Source organism: Pinibacter aurantiacus (genome assembly GCF_019130065.1).
In the GTDB taxonomy this organism is placed as follows: Bacteria; Bacteroidota; Bacteroidia; order Chitinophagales; family Chitinophagaceae; genus Pinibacter; species Pinibacter aurantiacus.
This window is the reverse complement of record NZ_JAHSPG010000001.1, coordinates 830,494-849,059: the sequence shown is the minus strand read 5'-3', so window position 1 is coordinate 849,059 and position 18,566 is coordinate 830,494. Positions and strand designations below refer to the sequence as shown.

General features: G+C 41.3%; 17 protein-coding genes. 11 read left to right on the top strand and 6 right to left on the bottom strand.

Translation table 11 applies throughout. The features are described from left to right. Positions 1–16: 16 nt before the first annotated feature. The gene (locus tag KTO63_RS03115; RefSeq protein WP_217789657.1) at positions 17–1,333 is read right to left on the bottom strand and encodes a (Fe-S)-binding protein; all 1,317 of its coding nucleotides are present in this window, start codon (positions 1,331–1,333) and stop codon (positions 17–19) included. A 212-nt stretch (positions 1,334–1,545) separates the two neighbouring features. Here KTO63_RS03115 and KTO63_RS03110 point away from each other — a divergent pair, with 212 nt between their 5' ends. Continuing rightward, positions 1,546–2,046 carry a phosphoribosyltransferase family protein gene (locus tag KTO63_RS03110; protein WP_217789656.1) on the top strand — a complete coding sequence of 167 codons (501 nt, stop codon included), beginning with the start codon at positions 1,546–1,548 and terminating at the stop codon, positions 2,044–2,046. A gap of 136 nt (positions 2,047–2,182) precedes the next feature. Here the strand turns inward: KTO63_RS03110 and ychF are convergent, their stop codons facing one another. Further along, complete coding sequence (gene ychF, locus KTO63_RS03105; RefSeq protein ID WP_217789655.1) at positions 2,183–3,283, bottom strand: redox-regulated ATPase YchF; 1,101 nt, start codon at positions 3,281–3,283, stop codon at positions 2,183–2,185. Positions 3,284–3,532: 249 nt separating this feature from the next. Between ychF and KTO63_RS03100 the strand changes: the two genes are divergently transcribed. The 4 genes from KTO63_RS03100 (at position 3,533) to KTO63_RS03085 (ending at position 6,610) form a co-directional block, all read left to right on the top strand. Continuing rightward, the gene (locus KTO63_RS03100; protein ID WP_232373003.1) at positions 3,533–5,026 is read left to right on the top strand and encodes a nucleoside recognition domain-containing protein; all 1,494 of its coding nucleotides are present in this window, start codon (positions 3,533–3,535) and stop codon (positions 5,024–5,026) included. Between the two features lie 61 nt (positions 5,027–5,087). Continuing rightward, positions 5,088–5,543: a hypothetical protein gene (locus tag KTO63_RS03095; protein ID WP_217789654.1), complete on the top strand. Its 456-nt coding sequence runs from the start codon at positions 5,088–5,090 to the stop codon at positions 5,541–5,543. A 9-nt stretch (positions 5,544–5,552) separates the two neighbouring features. Then, a complete protein-coding gene (locus KTO63_RS03090; RefSeq protein WP_217789653.1) occupies positions 5,553–5,795 on the top strand; it encodes a DUF2188 domain-containing protein in 243 nt (80 codons plus the stop codon). 128 nt (positions 5,796–5,923) lie between these two features. Continuing rightward, positions 5,924–6,610 (top strand): cell division ATP-binding protein FtsE, encoded by a 687-nt coding sequence (locus tag KTO63_RS03085; protein WP_217789652.1) that lies wholly within the window; start codon positions 5,924–5,926, stop codon positions 6,608–6,610. A gap of 45 nt (positions 6,611–6,655) precedes the next feature. Here KTO63_RS03085 and KTO63_RS03080 read toward each other — a convergent pair whose 3' ends face one another. From KTO63_RS03080 to KTO63_RS03070, 3 genes are all read right to left on the bottom strand, one after another. Next, positions 6,656–7,777, bottom strand: a complete 1,122-nt coding sequence (locus KTO63_RS03080) for a glycosyltransferase (RefSeq protein WP_217789651.1) — start codon at positions 7,775–7,777, stop codon at positions 6,656–6,658. Between the two features lie 181 nt (positions 7,778–7,958). Further along, positions 7,959–8,810, bottom strand: a complete 852-nt coding sequence (locus KTO63_RS03075; RefSeq protein ID WP_217789650.1) for a glycosyltransferase family 2 protein — start codon at positions 8,808–8,810, stop codon at positions 7,959–7,961. An 81-nt stretch (positions 8,811–8,891) separates the two neighbouring features. Next, entirely contained in the window at positions 8,892–9,896 is a 1,005-nt protein-coding gene (locus tag KTO63_RS03070) for a Gfo/Idh/MocA family protein (RefSeq protein WP_217789649.1), read from the bottom strand. 237 nt (positions 9,897–10,133) lie between these two features. Between KTO63_RS03070 and rpsO the strand changes: the two genes are divergently transcribed. The 6 genes from rpsO to KTO63_RS03040 all read left to right on the top strand — a co-directional run bounded on the left by rpsO (position 10,134) and on the right by KTO63_RS03040 (position 16,255). Continuing rightward, positions 10,134–10,406 carry a 30S ribosomal protein S15 gene (rpsO, locus tag KTO63_RS03065; RefSeq protein WP_217789648.1) on the top strand — a complete coding sequence of 91 codons (273 nt, stop codon included), beginning with the start codon at positions 10,134–10,136 and terminating at the stop codon, positions 10,404–10,406. Positions 10,407–10,558: 152 nt separating this feature from the next. Further along, the gene (pnp, locus tag KTO63_RS03060; RefSeq protein ID WP_217789647.1) at positions 10,559–12,730 is read left to right on the top strand and encodes a polyribonucleotide nucleotidyltransferase; all 2,172 of its coding nucleotides are present in this window, start codon (positions 10,559–10,561) and stop codon (positions 12,728–12,730) included. Between the two features lie 194 nt (positions 12,731–12,924). Beyond that, positions 12,925–13,737 carry a 50S ribosomal protein L11 methyltransferase gene (prmA, locus tag KTO63_RS03055; RefSeq protein ID WP_217789646.1) on the top strand — a complete coding sequence of 271 codons (813 nt, stop codon included), beginning with the start codon at positions 12,925–12,927 and terminating at the stop codon, positions 13,735–13,737. Between the two features lie 72 nt (positions 13,738–13,809). Continuing rightward, complete coding sequence (plsY, locus tag KTO63_RS03050; RefSeq protein ID WP_217789645.1) at positions 13,810–14,469, top strand: glycerol-3-phosphate 1-O-acyltransferase PlsY; 660 nt, start codon at positions 13,810–13,812, stop codon at positions 14,467–14,469. Positions 14,470–14,572: 103 nt separating this feature from the next. After that, positions 14,573–15,403, top strand: coding sequence for a M48 family metallopeptidase (locus KTO63_RS03045; RefSeq protein ID WP_217789644.1), 831 nt, complete (start codon positions 14,573–14,575; stop codon positions 15,401–15,403). Between the two features lie 168 nt (positions 15,404–15,571). Then, positions 15,572–16,255 carry a YdeI/OmpD-associated family protein gene (locus KTO63_RS03040; RefSeq protein WP_217789643.1) on the top strand — a complete coding sequence of 228 codons (684 nt, stop codon included), beginning with the start codon at positions 15,572–15,574 and terminating at the stop codon, positions 16,253–16,255. Between the two features lie 266 nt (positions 16,256–16,521). On the opposite strand, the gene dnaG is transcribed toward KTO63_RS03040, so the two are convergent. Continuing rightward, on the bottom strand, positions 16,522–18,525 hold the full coding sequence (gene dnaG / locus KTO63_RS03035) for a DNA primase (RefSeq protein ID WP_217789642.1): 2,004 nt from the start codon (positions 18,523–18,525) through the stop codon (positions 16,522–16,524). Between the last annotated feature and the right edge of the window lie 41 nt (positions 18,526–18,566).

Sequence of the window (18,566 nt, the reverse complement as noted above, 5' to 3'; positions counted from 1 at the left end):
TTCTAATTCCTGACTTCTAGCTCTCCACTGCCCAATGATCTCTGTCATCCGGTGAGAACTTCCATGGTGCAAAGTTATTTTCTACGTTGCTGAACATGCCGTTCCATTCTTGCGGAGCGTTACTTTCTTCCATGACCAATGAACGACGCAGTTCCATAATAATTTCAAGAGGGCTGATGCTCACTGGGCATTCTTCCACGCAGGCGTTACAGGTAGTGCAGGCTCTTAACTCTTCGACGCTGATGTAATCGTGTAGTAATGTTTTGCCATCTTCCTTAAACTCACCATTGGTGTCGATGTTTTTACCAACCTCTTCAATGCGGTCGCGGGTATCCATCATGATCTTGCGCGGAGAAAGGAGTTTGCCCGTTTGGTTGGCCGGACAAGCCGCTGTGCAACGTCCGCATTCCGTGCAGGAGTAAGCATCCAATAAATTGCGCCAGCTAAGATCTGCGACATCTTTGGCGCCAAATTTTGCGGGAGGTGCCGCGTCTGCAGGAGCCAGTTCAGGCTGCATGGCATACAATACTTCATTTTGCACCTCAGGCATATTTTTAATATAGCCTTCAGGTTTTAAACGTGCATAGTAAGCGTTAGGAAATGCCAGCAGAATATGAAGGTGCTTTGAAAAAGGCAGATAGTTCAGGAATGCCAAAATACCAACAATGTGCAGCCACCAGCAAATTCTTTCAAAAGCCATAAGCGTGTTGTCGCTGAAGCCATTTAATAAAGGATGCAGGTATTGAGAGAAAAGGAAATTGCCGGTTGGGTGTTCTATGAAATGTGCAACGCCGCGAATCTGAAGCTCGGTGTCGCATGCATTCATTTTTAAGAACAATATCATTAAAACGATCTCGGTGATCAAAATGTAGTTGGCATCACTGCGGGGCCAGCCATCGAGGTCGTGACTGATAAAGCGTTTTAGTTTAATAATGTTTCTGCGTATGAGGAAAGTTGCGCAGGCAATAATTGTAAGAACCGCCAGAATTTCAAAACCATTGATCAGCACACCGTAAAAACTGCCGAGGAAGCCGGCGAAAAGACGGTGCGTTCCAAAAATGCCGTCCAGCAATATTTCCAGGACCTCGGTATTGATGATGATAAAACCCGCATATACGAAGAAGTGAAGAACTGCCACAGTCGGGTTGCGGAACATCTTTTTTTGTCCGAAAGCCAGCAGGAACACATTTTTCCAGCGATCGGAAGGATGGTCTTTGTAGGATTCATCTTTGCCCAACAATATATTTCTTCGGATTGCAGCTATTCTTTTGCTGAACATCCAAATGGCAACAGCTAAAATGACTACAAAAGCAATTTGCTGAAAAATGTGCATAGCAAGTTTTTGATTACGTGCCCGAAATTAGTTTAGATAATTGAAAATGGAAAATTGAAAGTTGAAAATGGGTGGAAGAACGCAGATCGTCATGATTTTGATGATTTGTTATGATTTTTTGATTTTATATTCCCGGACATATTCACGACTCACGATTCACCATTTTCTCCTTAACTTTCAACTTTCAATTTTCCATTTTCAATTAATGAACGATGAGCGAGCAAAAGAACTATATTCTCAATAAACAGATAGCAACAAAAAAGCTGGAAAGAATGGCTTATGAGATAGCGGAGCAAAATGTGGGAGAAAAGCGCCTGATCCTTGCCGGTATTAAGGATAATGGGGTTGCGATGGCATATTTTCTTAAAAAACTATTGCAGTCTATTTTTTCCGGTGTCATAGATGTTATAGAATTGAATCTCGACAAAAGAAACCCCGGCGAAATTGAGATTAGCAGTGCTGAGAATTTTGACGATGCAGTCATTATCGTTGTAGATGATGTGGCTAATAGCGGCAAAACCATGTTGTACGCGCTGAAACCTTTCTTGCAGTTTCATCCTAAAAAGATTCAAACCCTTGCCTTGGTTGAAAGAACACATAAAGTGTATCCGGTAAACACAGATTACGTTGGTGTTTCACTCGCTACTACTTTGCAGGAGCACATTTTTGTGGAAGTGGAAGAAGGGGAGGTTACGGGAGCATATTTGGTGTAGTTGAGAGTTGAGAAGGGAGAGTTGAGAGTGATTGGGCCAATTTCAAATCTTTTCTAAATAAAAACGGGTTGAACAGAATATCTGCTCAACCCGTTTTTTAATTTTTTTGGTTGAAAAATTAACTCTCAACTCTCCATTACACGTTAAAGCGGAAGTGCATCACATCGCCATCCTTCACAATATATTCCTTGCCCTCGATTCTTAGTTTACCGGCTTCGCGGCAAGCTGCTTCTGAACCAAGTGTTACGAAGTCGTTGAAAGCAATAACCTCAGCCTTAATAAAGCCTTTTTCAAAGTCAGTGTGGATCACGCTTGCGGCTTGCGGCGCTTTCCAACCTTCATGAATTGTCCATGCGCGAACTTCCTGTACACCGGCAGTGAAGTAAGTTTGCAGTTGCAACAGGCTATACGTAGAACGGATCAGTTTGTTCAAAGCCGGCTCCTCCATGTGGTACTCACCCATGAACAATTCGCGATCATCAGCATTTTCCATTTCTGCAATTTGCGCTTCAATGGAGTTGTTCATTACAATCACCTTTGCATCTTCTTCAGCAACGGCAGCCTGCAACGCCTGGGAATATTTATTTCCAGTGTGCATAGAAGGCTCGTCAACGTTGGCAACATACAATACAGGTTTCTCTGTCAAAAGAAACAGATCTGCGATGGCAGCTTTATCTTCTTTGCTCAGGTCAAGCGAACGAATGCTTTTCCCTTGCTCCAAATGTGCCTTGCAGCGTTTCAATACTTCGAATTCTGCTTTTATTTTTGCATCGCCTGTCTTAGCAAGCTTTTCAGAACGCTGGTATTTTTTATCAACACTTTCAAGGTCCTTCAATTGCAATTCTGTATCGATGATTTCTTTATCACTAACAGGATTGATCGCTCCTTCATCGCGAAGAACGTTTTCATCTTCAAAACAGCGGATCACGTGAACAATCGCGTCTACTTCACGAATGTTTGCAAGGAATTTGTTTCCTAAACCTTCGCCTTTGCTGGCACCACGAACAAGACCTGCGATGTCAACGATTTCAATTTGCGTAGGCACAGTGCGGTTTGGTTTAACCAGTTCTGCCAGTTTATCTATTCTCTGATCCGGCACATCTACCAAACCAACGTTTGGCTCGATGGTACAGAAACGGTAGTTGCTGGCCTGAGCTTTTGCACTGTTACTAACTGCGTTAAACAAGGTAGATTTTCCAACGTTTGGTAATCCTACAATCCCTGCTTTCAATCCCATGATTATATATGTTTATTAATTTAAATGTATTGAGTCCGTTATCCGGGGCGCAAAGATAACGGCTAATTTGAAAATTTGAGAATTTGAAAATTTGAAAATGAAACAGCCAGTTCGCGAGTGAATTGATTTTTGCTTTTAGGCAATAAAATCAAAATAACTCGTTTTATATCAGGTAATTCAGTCGTATATTGGCATTTTGCACAGAAAGCATTTTCAAATTAACATATTTTCAAATTTTCAAATTGTCTCATGGCATTAAGCAGGATATGGTCGGCATTTATAATTGTTGCGGTTCTGGTGGGAGCGTTCAAGTATTTTGCGCTGCAGGATAAAGATATTTTCAGCAGGATGGTGGTGGGGAAATCGAGCGATGCCTATGAAACAGTTTACTATGCGACAGTAGGCGAACCTGCGATAATGGAGGCCGCTTCGCGAAAAAAGTTTTCTGAAAATATTGCCAACTATGGATATGTTGCCGCCGATTCTGTCCATGCGCCAAACGTGATCATATCAAACCAATTGCAGTCGGATTCTGTTAACCAATTGCAAGCATTATATCCACATGCAAAACTGGTTACCTATAAAGAAGTTGGGAAAAAGCTGGTGCGCAAAACGGATGGCATTATTCAAACCTGTCTCAACTCCGTGAATATTTGTTTGAATCTTATCGGGATAATGGCGCTGTTTATGGGATTTTTGGCCATCGCGGAAAAGGCGGGTGGGATAAGATTTTTGTCGAAACTGATTGGCCCGTTTTTCTCGAAATTATTTCCAGAATTGCCCAAAGATCATCCGGCAATGGGTCACATGATCATGAATTTTTCGGCCAACTTATTGAACCTTGACAATGCTGCGACACCTTTTGGCATCAAGGCAATGGAAAGCTTGCAAGAGCTAAATCCCAACAAGGAAAGGGCTTCCAATGCACAGATCATGTTCCTTTGTCTCCATGCATCAGGCTTAACATTGATTCCCGTGAGCATCATCGCGGCACGATCCGCACTGAAAGCCGCCAACCCAACCGATATTTTTGTGCCTTGCATGATCGCCACTTTTGCAGCTACATTGGCGGCAATGATCATTGTTTCCATTAAGCAAAAAATAAATCTGCTGCAGCCTGTAATACTGGCGTGGGTTGGAGGCTTGTCTGCATTGATCGCCGTGCTGGTGATTTATTTGCGGACGCTGGATTTTAAAGGCGTTCAATCATTCTCAAGTGTGATTAGTAATGGCCTTATCCTTACTATTTTTCTTTTAATTGTTATAGGCGGCGTTTATAAAAAGATCAATGTTTTTGATGCATTTATCGATGGTGCAAAAGGTGGGTTTGAAACGGCCATTAGAATCATTCCCTATCTGGTAGGAATGTTGGTAGCAATCAGTTTACTCACGACCAGCGGCACTTTTGATGCTATCATCAATGCCATGAAAAGTTTGTTTACCGCTATGCATGTCGACACAAGATTTGTGGATGGTTTGCCAACGGCGCTTATAAAGCCACTTAGTGGTAGCGGAGCCCGCGGCATGATGATCGCCACAATGACCAACCACGGACCGGATTCCTTTGCGGGCCGTTTGTCTTGCGTGTTGCAAGGGTCTTCCGATACTACGTTTTATGTAATTGCGGTTTACTTCGGCGCAGTCGCCGTAAAAGATACACGCTATTCCATCTCTGCAATGTTGCTTGCCGATTTGGTGGGGATTATCACGTCGATAGTGCTGGCATATGTGTTCTTTAACTAACAAATATTGTCCCAATACTAAAACGGATATCTGTTGCCGTTAATTAGTTTTGCGTTCTGTTATGATTGGTTTGCAAACGCTTAAGTACCTCGCCACACAAAAACTAAAGGACGCTGAAATATTGATGCAAAATCAACGATACAATGGTGCTGTATACATAATGGGATATGCGCTGGAATTTAGTTTCAAGAGAAAATTGAGCATAAATCTTGGGTTTGCGAGTGGTTTTCCAGAGACAGCTGGTGAAATGCAGCAGTTTCCTAATCAACTAGCTGCCTTCAACACTATTAATGGGGGAATACCGCTTAGTCAAATAAGGCAAATTAGAAATCATAAATTAACTGATTTGATTAAATATAGTGGTGCTGAGACTCGAATTAAAGCATCATATAACAACGAATGGCAATTAGTGTGTTGCTGGAATCCTGAAAAAAGATATGTTCGACAAAATTGGACTGCAAAAAGGGCCAAGGATTTTATAGCTGCTGCTAATATTGTTCTAAAACAAATAGTTTAGCTTTGCAATATGAAAACGACTCGTTCAAATAAAAGCGTGGATGATATTCAACTGGTGATTCCGTTAGGAGGTACTGGCTGGATGGTTAAAGCTCTGAATGCGAAAACGTTTACTGTTATTACAGATTCAAAGGCTGAAGCTATCACTATTGCGCGAAATATCGCTCAGAATAAGCATTCCCAGATGATTGTTCATGGAAGATGCGGTGCTATTGAAAAAACAGAAAATTATACAATGGCTGGCACTAAATAACTTATTTTATTGTTTGAAGTAAAAAGATACCCTGCGAGGTATCTTTTTTGTATTTAGTAACGAAGTGGTTTTAAATCTTAGAATTAATTAGTTTTGTTAGCAAACAGGTTAAAATAGAATAAAGCATTATGTCTGATAAAATTGTAGAAATTACCAACGCGAATATTTACCAGGGCGATAACCTGGTTTTGGAAGATGTGAATGTGACAGTAAACAAAGGTGAGTTTGTATACCTGGTGGGTAAAACCGGTACCGGTAAATCGAGTTTGCTTAAAACATTGTATGGTGATCTCCAATTGAAACAGGGAACGGGAACTGTTGTGGGTTTTAACCTGAAAGAAATGGATTGGAAAAAAGTGCCCTTCCTGCGTCGTAACCTGGGCGTGGTGTTCCAGGATTTTCAACTGCTGACAGACAGAAATGTAAACGACAACCTGAAATTCGTGTTACGCGCAACCGGTTGGAAAGATGAAAAACTGATGGACGAAAAGATAGCCGACGTTTTGGATAAAGTAGGTTTGAAAAGCAAAGGCTTTAAAATGCCTTTTGAAATGAGCGGCGGTGAGCAGCAAAGAGTAGACATTGCACGTGCTTTGTTGAATTCTCCAAAACTGATCCTTGCAGACGAGCCAACAGGAAACCTCGATCCGGAAACCTCTGATGAGATCATGCAGCTCTTGTTCCACATCTGCCGCGATTATGGTACAGCCATCATAATGGCTACACACGATTATATTGTTATTTCAAAATATCCTGCACGTACCTTAAAAACAGAAAGAGGAAGGGTAGAAGATAACGCCACTATATCAATTTAGTGACAGTGCATAGCAAACGAGCGTTTTGCATTAAGCGTTCAGCCATCACACCCATATCAATCTAACAAGCGCTTCCGCATTTTTATTATTGTTGAAGGCTACCAATAATTTTTTTCGCAGTTGTATTTCAGATTCAGAAAATGGTTTGTAGTACAGCTGCGAAATTATTTTACGGAAACTGTTTTCATCTGTTGCAATGTGACAGGTTTCTTCAATACCTGTATCTTGCACCGCCGGAATGTTTACCACGCAGTGTCGCCCATTAAAAAGCGCATTTAGAAGTTTTAATTCGAAGCCCGTTCCATTAAATGACGGCAGGATATTTATCTGCGCTTTTGCAATCAGGTCCTGCATTTCAGCCTCATCGGGGTTTTCTACCAAATGAACGTGCGGGTTTACCTGAACGAGCCGTCTCAATCTTGCAGTCGGGTTTTTTCCCGCGATAATAAAGGGCTTTTCAATTTTGTTGAAAACATTTTTTATTAGCCATCTTGCTGCTTTATCATTTTCAGCACGACTTAAATTGCCATGATAAAGACAAAATGTACCAAGCCCTTCTTCGCTTTTAACATCTGTAAAAGGAATAAATGGAGGCACGTAATTGATATCTTTTGCATGAAAATTTTCCTTGTAAATAGCCGCATCTTTTAGCGCCAATGCAATGATGGGAACCTGCTGCGCTACTTTCCTTTCATAATTTTTCAGCAACTTACTTTCCAGATAGTAATATAATTTTCTTGGGAGAAATCTTTCATGCTTGTACAAATGATAATAGTAATCAGATTCTACATTGTGAAGTCGTAGCAAAATTTTTCTATCCCTCATCAGATTATTGAATATATGATGGGTGCAATGAACACCTTCCAGCAAAATAGGATAGTCATCCTTGAGCAGGTTGGCAAGCAGTTTTTCGCAACGCCTTGATGCAACGATGTATGGAATATTAACGGAAAAGCCTTTGTGGCCATTGGCCCGCTTGTAATACAAAACCTCTTCGCAATATTTGTTTAGTTCAGATTGTTCGCCGCGGCCATATTCAAAGCAATGCAGATGAACCTTAATACCAATATCATGAAGTGCTCTTATCTTGCAAAATAAGTCGAACATGCCGCCGTTATCCATTGGGTAGGGGACATCAAGGCAAACCATATGTAAGTGTTTCTCCACGAGGTGCCAATAACGTTTAGTAAAAGGAAATTATTTTCTCTTCACTTCCATTCGTAGTTGACTGAGCCGTTCCAGTTATTACTAATAAAGCCTCTTATATTAACAGAGTCAAAAACAAAAGGTTTAACACAAGTTGTGAAAGCCTAGATTTAACATAGCTTTCAGCTTATTCAAAAAATATTTAAACATTCTTTCTCAAGCTGGAAATGAATAATCTTCTCAGAAATTTTAAAGTAGAAAACAGTTTCAGAAAATTATATTCAACAACTCCTATCGCTTTGTTTTCGTAAACATGTCGAAGATTATACAGTTCACCTTTCTCCATTGCAGGAAGATTTGAAGACAAACCGGCGTGACCAAAAGGAGGTTTGCCATTGCCAGCTATTACGAGATTTTCATTCAGGAAGGCGCACGAAAATCCGGCGAGACATATTCTCATCCAGTAGTTTTGATCTTCCATAAATTTCATGCCTTCGTTAAAGAAAATATCCTTTTCCACAATCGCCCTTCTATAAATTATGGTAGGCGTTGCAAAGAAATTCTTATACAGTAACTGTTTCAATGTTACCAGATGCAATTTTTTTGTTTTTGCATAACCCGAAAAGAAAATGACGCCATTATTAAAGTTGGTACCAATAAGATCAATTTGGGGATCGTTTTGTAAAACGGCAAGTTGCTTTTCTGTTTTTTCGGGAAGCCATTCATCATCCGCATCAAGCAATGCAACAAACGCACCGGTTGCACTACGCAAACCAAAATTTCTAGCAACAGAAACTCCCTTGTTTACCTGGTGAAGAAGTTGATAAGAAATACCCGAAGAATTTGTCCGGGCGTTGATATAGCGTGTGATGATTTCACAGCTATCATCAGTAGAACCATCATTTACCAGTATTACTTCAAAATTTTTGTAAGTCTGATTTTCGATCGATTCAAGCGTACGCTCAATGGTTTGTGAAGCATTGAAGACAGGAATGATCACACTGATCAGCGGACCGGCGTAGAGATTTCCAGTATTGTTGGTTTTGGTTTGCACGCTTGTTACATCATTTTTTGTGCAACTAAATGTGTTGTTGCGCAAAAGATAATTCTTTATCTGTAATTATATATTGACAAATCAGACCAAAGGCGCATTTTGGTAGATCATCCGGATCAATTCAATTGTTTTTAGTCCATCATTTCCATTTACAAAAGGATGTGCCGGATCTTTTAGCGCCATTATTAGATTATCATACACTTTGTCATGATTACTCATGGAACCGCGGTAAAATCCATAATCGTTCGCAGGGTTATCAACACCCCTAACTTCAAGCGAGTAATTTTCAATTGATTGATATTCAATTGTATTCATGTATTCTCCGCCCAGTTTCACGATCCCTTTTTCGCCGATAATTGTCAGCGATACCTCCATGTTTTTCCTGAAAGTATTAATGGACCAATTGATGCCGCCAATGCTACCGCTTTTCATTTCCAGTACAACGCTACCGGTATCTTCAAAGGCAATGCTTTCTCCATGGGTGAAATTTTTTCTTATGCCGGAAGCATTTTTGCAATCGCCCAGCATCCAGCAAAGAACATCGAGATAATGGCTGAACTGTGTAAACAATGTTCCTCCATCAAGGTCGGCCGAGCCTTTCCAGCTGTTTTCGTAATAAGCGGGAGGGCGGTTCCAGAAGCAATTCAGCTGGAAGCTGCAAATTCTGCCTAATGCGTTGTTCTCCAGCGCATTTTTAAGGGAAATAATGGCCGGATTATACCGGGAAGATTTTACGACGAATAGCTTTTTTTCGGTTTCATCTGCGGTGGCGATCATCGAAAATCCGTCGGCAACAGAAATAGCCATCGGTTTTTCACAAAGCACATGAAAGCCCATTTTTAGTGCGGCAATTGAGTGTTCTGCATGCAGGCCATTGGGGGTACACACAGACACAACATCCAGGTGCTTTTCACTCTTGAACATTTCTTTCACCGAAGAGTAGGCTTTGCAATTAAATTTATCTGCCAGTTTCTGTGCTTTTTCCGGAACGATGTCGCAGACTGCCTGTAACTTGCCCACGCGTGCTATTTGCTCTGCGTGCCTGGAACTGATGTTCCCGCAACCAATTAAACCGAATTTTACCATGTGTAAACCTGTTAACTCATTGTAACTAAACGTGTAAATGTAGTGTGATTATTGAAAAACGGGGCTAAAAAAGTGATTATTAGCGAAATATGGTCCTTTCGAGACGGTTTTTGATCTTAATATGCAATTATAGGTAAAAATTGGGTATTAATATGGCCGTTTAATTTAATTGTTATACATTTGCAGCCAAATTAATTAAGAATTTTTAATCGGATGTTTTTTTAAAAAGAAATTGAGATGCCGTATTTAACAAAAGAAAAGACAGCAAAAATTTTCGCAGATTTTGGTGGAAACGCTACCAATTCAGGTTCTATCGAGGGCCAAATTGCTCTTTTAACAGAGCGCATTAGCCAAATTTCAAAGCACTTGCAAGCTAACAAAAAAGATTTCTCTACTCACCGTGGATTGATGCAACTGGTTGGTAAAAGAAAACGTTTGTTAACTTACTTAAGCAAGCACAACCTGCAAGCTTACCGCGCGCTGATCGAAAAACTAGGAATCAGAAAATAATCTATGATGTATATATAAACTATTCCCAACTGTGTATTATGGTTGGGAATAGTTTTTTTGCATGTTAGCGAATTACAATTAACATTAAAAGATCATAGCAACCCCGTTATTCCCACCTAGCTTGATTGTGTTGCTATGAAAAAACACAACTTATGCTATTACAGCCAATAAGTAAAACATTTGATATAGGTGGCGGCCGCACGGTTACCATTGAAACCGGTAAACTTGCCCGTCAGGCAGATGGCGCAGTTACAGTACGCCAGGGCAACTGTATCATCCTCGCTACAGCAGTAGCAAACAAAGAGCCTAAAGAAGGACAAAGTTTTTTCCCATTAACGGTAGACTACCAGGAAAAATTTGCTTCAGCAGGCCGCATCCCCGGTTCATTTTTTAAGAGAGAAGGAAGATTGAGCGACTACGAAGTATTGATTTCCCGCCTTATTGACCGCGCCTTGCGTCCATTGTTCCCTGAAGATTATTTTTGCGATGTTCAGGTACTTGTAACATTAGTTTCAAGCGATCCGGAAGTTATGCCGGATGCTCTGGCTTGTCTTGCAGCTTCTGCAGCACTTGCTGTTTCTGACATTCCTGTACAGGAAATTATTTCTGAAGTTCGTGTTGCAAGAATCAACGGCGAGTATGTGGTTAACCCATACCGCAGCCAACTTGCAACTGCTGATATGGATTTCATCATCGCTGCCACTGATAAGAACATCATGATGGTGGAAGGTGAATCTAAAGAATGTAGCGAAGAAGACCTGATCAAAGCGATCGAAATTGCTCACGATGCAATCCGCATACAGGTAAAAGCGCAGGAAGAACTGCGTGCAGCGAAAGGAATCACTACAAAAAGAGAATACACTAAACCTGCTCAGGACGAAGAATTGCGTGGCAAAGTAAATGAGTTCGCTACTTCTAAAGTTTATGAAGTGGCTAAGTCAAAAAGCAGCAAACATGAGCGTGGTGATAAATTTGACGAAATTCAGGAAGAACTTCTTGCTCATCTGAAAACTGCATACAATGTAGCAGAGGGCGAAGATCTTGATGATAAGGTTAAGAAACTTGCGAAAAATTATTATCACGATCTGCAATACCATGTAGTGCGTGACATGATTTTGAACGACCGCGTACGTCTTGATGGACGTGGATTAGAAGATGTTCGTCCTCTTGCAATGGAGACAGACCTTCTTCCAACTCCGCACGGTTCTGCATTGTTCACACGTGGTGAAACGCAATCATTGACAACTGTTACTTTGGGTACACCATTGGACGAGTTGCTTGTTGAAAGCGCTGCAAATTCTGAGTATTCAAAATTCATTTTACACTATAATTTCCCTCCGTTCTCAACAGGAGAAATTAAACCAATGAGAGGTCCCGGCCGTCGTGAAGTTGGTCACGGTAACCTTGCAATGCGTTCATTGAAACAAATGATGCCGGGTAGCGACTACGCTTACACGGTGCGTGTTGTAAGTGATATCCTGGAATCAAACGGTTCTTCTTCTATGGCTACTGTTTGCGCTGGTTCACTGGCGTTAATGGACGCGGGTGTTCCTGTTCCTAAACACGTTTCTGGCGTGGCAATGGGCTTGATCACTAAAGAAGGAAAATTTGCGGTATTGACAGACATCCTTGGTGATGAAGATCACCTTGGTGACATGGACTTTAAAGTAACCGGTACCCGCGATGGTATTTGCGGTGTGCAAATGGATATTAAAGTAGATGGCTTAAGCATGGACATCATGCGCCAGGCACTTGCTCAGGCAAACCGTGGCCGTATGCACATCCTGAAAGCTATGTACGAAGCTGTTCCTGCTGCAAGAGCAGATGTGAAGCCTCACGCTCCACGTATGGTGAAATTGTTCATCGATAAAGAATTCATCGGTGCAGTTATCGGACCAGGTGGTAAAGTGATCCAGGAAATTCAACGCGAAACAGGTTCAACCATCAACCTTGAAGAGAAAAACAACATGGGTGAGGTTAGCATCTTCGGTACCAAGAAAGAATCAGTTGACAAAGCTGTTTCATGGATCAAAGGTATCGTTGCTGTTCCTGAAGTAGGAGAAGTTTATGAATCTACTGTAAAATCCATCATGCCTTATGGAGCCTTTGTTGAGTTCCTTCCTGGCAAACAAGGATTGTTGCACATTTCTGAAGTAAGCTGGAAACGTCTTGAAACACTCGAAGGTGTGTTGAAAGAAGGTGATGTTGTGAAAGTGAAACTTACAGGTACAGATCCTAAAACAGGTAAATTCAAATTATCACGCAAGATCTTGTTGCCAAAACCTGAGGGCATGCCAAAACCTCAAGGCGATCAGCAAGCTTAATTGCGAACACATAATTTTTATTCAAAGTGAGCTGCAAAACGGCTCACTTTTTTTATAAAGGAGAACGCAGATTTTCATGATTTTTAAGATTTATTGATTTGAGATTTGAGATTGAACGATGCTTGTGCGCTGTCAATTTCAAATCCTACAAATCATGACAATCATGAAAGTCTGCGTTCTAAAAAAAATCAAAAATGGCATATCTCGAATTTGCATTCATTTCTCCTCTTGAAGAAGAACAAAAGGATATTCTCATTGCTGTACTATCAGGCATGGGATTTACAGGGTTTGAAGAAGACAGGAAAAAGCTGAAAGCCTTTGTGCCGGTAGAAGATTTTGATGAAGACGCATTTACGAATTATTGCACCATAAATGATTTGCATTTTGTAAAAAGCGAACTGGAAGACAAGAACTGGAACGAAGAGTGGGAGAAGAATTTTGAGCCGGTTGTGGTTGGAGATTATTGCGCGATCAGGGCCGATTTTCATGCTCCGGTCCCGAATGTAAAACACGAGATAATCATTACTCCGAAAATGAGTTTTGGCACGGGCCATCACGCCACAACCTACATGATGATCCAGGCAATGCAGGAATTGGATTTTTCAGGGAAATCGGTTTTTGATTTTGGAACAGGCACAGGAGTGTTGGCAATTCTAGCAGAAAAAGAAAATGCTGCATCTGTAACTGCCATTGACAATGATCAATGGAGCATTGAAAATGCTGACGAAAATCTGGAAAGAAATCATTGCAATAAAATACATTTGTATCGCGCCGATGAGCTAAACGAGGGAAAACAATTCGATATTATACTTGCTAACATAAACCGTAATGTAATCCTTCAATTTTTATCGTCGATGAAACAACATCTTGCAAAAGATGGCGTTTTGTTACTAAGCGGTTTACTGCATACCGATAGAGAAATTATACTTGAAGAAGCTTTAAAGAATAACCTGAAAAACGTAGAAACGATTGAGAGGAATAGTTGGATTTGTCTTAAAATGCAGTAAATGAAAGGCGGAAGACGAATTTTTTAAGGTAGTTTTCCCTATTTTTGATTTCCAACTACACCCGATATTCAAATGAAAGAAGCTTTGATTATAGTACTGGCTTATTTGCTTGGATCAATACCTACCTCCGTTTGGGTAAGCCGTTACTTTTTTGATATTGATATTCGCGAATATGGCAGCGGCAATGCCGGTGCAACAAATACCTTCCGCGTATTGGGTTCAAAATGGGGCACATTTGTGATGATTGTGGATATGCTGAAAGGCTTGCTTGCTGTAAAACTTGTTTATCTTCTTCCTTACATAATTGAAAATGATTTTGCCAGAACCAATTTGCAAATAGGCCTGGGACTGGCGGCTGTGTTGGGACATATTTTCCCAATTTGGGCAGATTTCAGAGGTGGAAAAGGTGTAGCAACCTTGTTTGGTCTGGTGTTGGGTGTTTCGCCCTGGAGTTCTCTTTGTTGTGTTGGTGTTTTTTTATTGGTATTATACCTTACCCGCTTTGTATCGTTAAGCTCTATTCTTGCGAGCATTGCATTTCCCATATTTATCCTTGTAATCTTTAATGTTGATAATCATGCTTACCGTATTTTTGCGGTGGCCGTAGCTTTGATGGTGATTCTTACGCACCAGAAAAATATCAGCAGGATCCTAAAAGGATCAGAAAGTAAAGTGCCTATCCTGAAATACCGCGACCGCAGAAAACAGCGTCGTCGCGAAATCAAAGATTAACCTTCGTTCAGATACAACCGAGCACATTTTATTACCGGGTTTTAGTGATCTACTACCGGGTGGTACGATGATTGTTTAAGAATACTGTATAATCAGCATCGTTATGAAAAGAATAATTTCAACCTTTCTATTACCATTGTCCGTTGCGGCAATGATGTCATCTTGTACCCGGAATTCATTCACCGGGAGAAGCCAGCTAAGCCTTGTCCCTGAATCCCAGGTGCAGGCAATGGCACTGACCGAATACACACAGTTCCTCGATTCGGCTAAAGTAGTTTCAACTGCCGATAAGAATGCACAGATGGTTGCACGTGTGGGCCAGCGTATCGCAAATGCAGTAACACAATATGCTGCAGCAAACAATATGTCCGATCAATTGCAAGGTTATAAATGGGAATACCACCTTGTTCAATCCAATGAAGTTAACGCATGGTGTATGCCCGGTGGCAAGATCGTTGTGTATACAGGATTGTTGCCTATCACACAAAACGAAAATGCACTGGCAGTTGTAATGGGACACGAAGTAATGCACGCAGTTGCAAGACACGGTAGCGAGCGCATGAGCCAGGGGCTTGTGCAACAGTATGGTGGAGAAGCACTGAGTGTTATGCTGGCAAGCAAACCAGCTGCTACACAGCAATTATTCATGACCGCTTATGGCGTGGGTTCACAAGTGGGAGTGATGTTGCCGTTCTCACGTAAAGACGAGTTGGAAGCAGATAAATTCGGTCTGTATTTCTGCGCAATGGCGGGTTATGATCCACGCGAGGCAATTCCTTTATGGCAAAGAATGGAAAAAGCAAGCGAAGGTAGCAGCCGTCCGCCTGAAATGTTGAGCACTCACCCTGTAGAATCTACCAGGATTGCTCAACTGCAACAGATCATGCCAGAAGCTTTAAAGTATTACAAACCGGCTGCAAACGCCTCTAAATAAGGTTATTGTCAGTAGAGACAAGGCATTGCCTTGTCTCTAACAAGTAAAAAATCCCCTTTTTATAGACAAAAGGGGATTTTTATGCGATCTATATTTCATAAAACGCACAATTAGTCTACCTTTGCACTTCTGCAACTTTTTTAACCTAATAGATTAAACGTTTGAAATATGTCGCAAAATGTGATTGAGAAACTTCAGTTAAAAGAGGAAAAGAACTTGCTCATTCAGGGTTTACCATCTACAATCGAAAAACAATTCAGTAAATTATTCTTTGCAAAAAATGTAACGCCGTTGTTGAAATCGCGCGGAATTGACTTTGCGCTTGTATTTGCCATCAACGAGTGTCAGCTGAATGGTATACTTGCAGATGTTTTACCTGCATTGAACAACGAAGGGAAATTTTGGGTAGCCTATCCAAAATCTACTTCCAAGATCGCCTCTAATCTAAACAGATCATGCAGTTGGCAAATGCTTACTGATGCAGGGTTTGAGAATGTGAGTGAGGTAACACTTGATCATGTATGGACGGCCATCAGGTTCCACAAAAATGAACAAGCCGTTGTTGTAATTGAAGAAGAAGTAGAAGTTTTTGAAGAGGAAGAAGAAGGTGATGATGATGTTGCTGTTGCTGTTCCTACAAAAAAGAAAACAGTAGCAACGCCTCCTGATTTTGCAAAAGCATTAAGACGGAGTAAAGTGGCAACAACATTTTTTGAAAAACTTTCTGCTGCTAATCAAACAGAGTACGTGAACTGGATCACCGGTGCAAGAAAAGAAGAAACACGTTTGAAAAGAATTGAGACAGCAATTGAAAGGCTGGGAGAGGGAAGAAAAACACCTTCGGATAAGTAGTTGAGAATTGAGAATGGAGAGTTGAGAGTTAATTGAAAATTATTTCCGCGTAACAGTTAAAGTAAATATTTAGAGTCCCGCATTTGCGGGACTTTTTATTTTAGCAGGTGGAGGTTTTGAAGTTAGACTTTCTACAGATCATAAGAATTACAACTGCCGAACGGAGCGTCGCAAGCAAAGTTTAATCAGGGCTATTAGCTAAGTTCAAAAAAAATGTATTGAGCTTGAGTACCTATAACTCTCCACTCTCCACTTTCAATTCTCCATTACTTCAATATCACCGTTCCTACCTTCTTCAAAATATCTTTCTCCAATTGTTTCAGGTGCATGTGGGTCTGTAGGAGCATCATTTGCTCGTCGCTGGTGTGGGGCTGTTCGAGGTCCTTTTGGTTTTGCTCGATAAGGCGCTTTATTTTTCGAAGCTTTAAATAGTTAAGTGTGGAAATTACTTCCTGTACGTATACATCTTCCCGTGAGGCTACCGGCATGTCATATTCCTCTTTCCATTTCGGACTAAGCTCGTAGGGGAAGTCCATGATGGAAACAACTATGGAGCTAACCGACGGATCTTCGTGGTAAAGAAAATTTTTGGATGTTGGTTCCAAACCTGCATCGTACCAGGCTTTGTATGTTTGAATGATGTGCAATAATTGTTTGTTGTCAAACAGATCATCGTCTACCATTTCTTCAAAAAAATAATCGGCTACGCGTTTCTTTCCTTCCCATTCTTTCAAACCGAATTCCAGCAATGCCCGTACCACGGAACGTTCCTGCAACTCATCTTTTAAAATAAGATTGATGGTGTCATCCTGCTGTTGGAACTGTTGCGGCGGACCCTGAATTTCAAACCCATCTTCATCGTACATGGGTTCCGGAAAGAAAGGAAAATCACCATCAGGTGCGGGACCAGAATTTTGAGCAGGGCCCTGTTGTTGTTGTTTTGTTTCCTGCTTGCTTACTCTTTCCCGGATGAATTTATTTACCAGCGTTGTGAAACCATGTTCTTCAATCCTAAGGATTTCTGAACACTGGCGAATATAGTCCTGCTGTTTTGTAAAATCTTCGGCCTTGTTGATTTTGGAAATACTTTCCGCAACCTGGTTTACAACCGCGGCTTTCTTGGTAGTGTCACCTGATGCGTCTTTCAAAGCAATTTCCAGCTGAAAAAGAATGAAGTCTTTTTTATTGGCTGCAATAAATTCACGGAAGGCAGTGGTACCAACTTTATTTACGTAGCTATCTGGATCTTCTTTGTCTGGAATCAGTACCAGCTTTACGTTCAGGCCCTCTTCGAGCGCCATGTCAAGTCCGCGCAATGCAGCCTTCACGCCAGCGGCATCACCATCGTAAATAATGGTTAAGTTGTTCGTGTATTTTTTTACAAGGCGTAATTGGTCCTGCGTAAGTGAGGTACCACCGCTAGCCACTACGTTTTCAATGCCGGCCTGGTGCAGGGAAATAACGTCTGTATAGCCTTCCACCAGCAAGCACTCATCCTGCTTGTCAATGGCCTGGCGTGCGAAATAAGTGCCGTAAAGAATTTTACTTTTTAGGTACAGCTCGTTTTCCGGTGTATTGATGTATTTAGGTGCCTTATCATTTTTCTTAATGATGCGGGCACCAAAACCAATGATCTTCCCTGTGTTGTTATGAACAGGAAAAATGATACGACCGCGATAGTTGTCTAATAGTTCGTCGTTGCGGAGTACGACCAAACCGGATTTCTGCAAATACTCTGGGTTGTATTGATTGGCGATGGCCGTTTTTGCGAAAGCATTTCCTCTTTCGAGGCAGTAACCCAGTTGAAATTTTTGAATGACCTCTTCACGGAAACCGCGTTGTTTCAGGTAGCTCAGGCCTATGTCCTGACCTTCCTCGTTGTTCATCAAAATATCTGCGAAATATTTCTGCGCAAATGCGTTGATCACGTGCAGGCTGTCGGCCACCTGAAGGTGTGCCTTATACTCCGGGCTGGTTTCGGTTTCCTCTACTTCCACATTGTAGCGGTTGGCCAGCCAGCGAAGCGCCTCCACATAGGTGTACTTTTCGTGCTCCATGATGAAGCCGATACCGTTGCCGCTTTTACCGCATCCGAAACACTTATAAATTTCCTTTGAGGGACTTACCGAAAAGGAAGGGGATTTTTCATTGTGAAATGGGCATAGGCCAATATAGTTGGAACCTCGCTTTTTCAATTTTACGAATGAACCAACTATATCAATAATATCAATTCTGCTTAATATCTGCTGTATCGTTTCCTGCGAAATCATCGGGGGCAAGTTAGTGAAAGTTTGGTTGAGAATGGAGAGTT

Coding starts and splice junctions, on each gene's coding strand:
- KTO63_RS03115 (WP_217789657.1), bottom strand. CDS start 1,333: ATGCACATTTTTCAGCAAATTGCTTTTGTAGTCATTTTAGCTGTTGCC.
- KTO63_RS03110 (WP_217789656.1), top strand. CDS start 1,546: ATGAGCGAGCAAAAGAACTATATTCTCAATAAACAGATAGCAACAAAA.
- ychF (WP_217789655.1), bottom strand. CDS start 3,283: ATGGGATTGAAAGCAGGGATTGTAGGATTACCAAACGTTGGAAAATCT.
- KTO63_RS03100 (WP_232373003.1), top strand. CDS start 3,533: ATGGCATTAAGCAGGATATGGTCGGCATTTATAATTGTTGCGGTTCTG.
- KTO63_RS03095 (WP_217789654.1), top strand. CDS start 5,088: ATGATTGGTTTGCAAACGCTTAAGTACCTCGCCACACAAAAACTAAAG.
- KTO63_RS03090 (WP_217789653.1), top strand. CDS start 5,553: ATGAAAACGACTCGTTCAAATAAAAGCGTGGATGATATTCAACTGGTG.
- KTO63_RS03085 (WP_217789652.1), top strand. CDS start 5,924: ATGTCTGATAAAATTGTAGAAATTACCAACGCGAATATTTACCAGGGC.
- KTO63_RS03070 (WP_217789649.1), bottom strand. CDS start 9,896: ATGGTAAAATTCGGTTTAATTGGTTGCGGGAACATCAGTTCCAGGCAC.
- rpsO (WP_217789648.1), top strand. CDS start 10,134: ATGCCGTATTTAACAAAAGAAAAGACAGCAAAAATTTTCGCAGATTTT.
- pnp (WP_217789647.1), top strand. CDS start 10,559: ATGCTATTACAGCCAATAAGTAAAACATTTGATATAGGTGGCGGCCGC.
- prmA (WP_217789646.1), top strand. CDS start 12,925: ATGGCATATCTCGAATTTGCATTCATTTCTCCTCTTGAAGAAGAACAA.
- plsY (WP_217789645.1), top strand. CDS start 13,810: ATGAAAGAAGCTTTGATTATAGTACTGGCTTATTTGCTTGGATCAATA.
- KTO63_RS03045 (WP_217789644.1), top strand. CDS start 14,573: ATGAAAAGAATAATTTCAACCTTTCTATTACCATTGTCCGTTGCGGCA.
- KTO63_RS03040 (WP_217789643.1), top strand. CDS start 15,572: ATGTCGCAAAATGTGATTGAGAAACTTCAGTTAAAAGAGGAAAAGAAC.
- dnaG (WP_217789642.1), bottom strand. CDS start 18,525: ATGATTTCGCAGGAAACGATACAGCAGATATTAAGCAGAATTGATATT.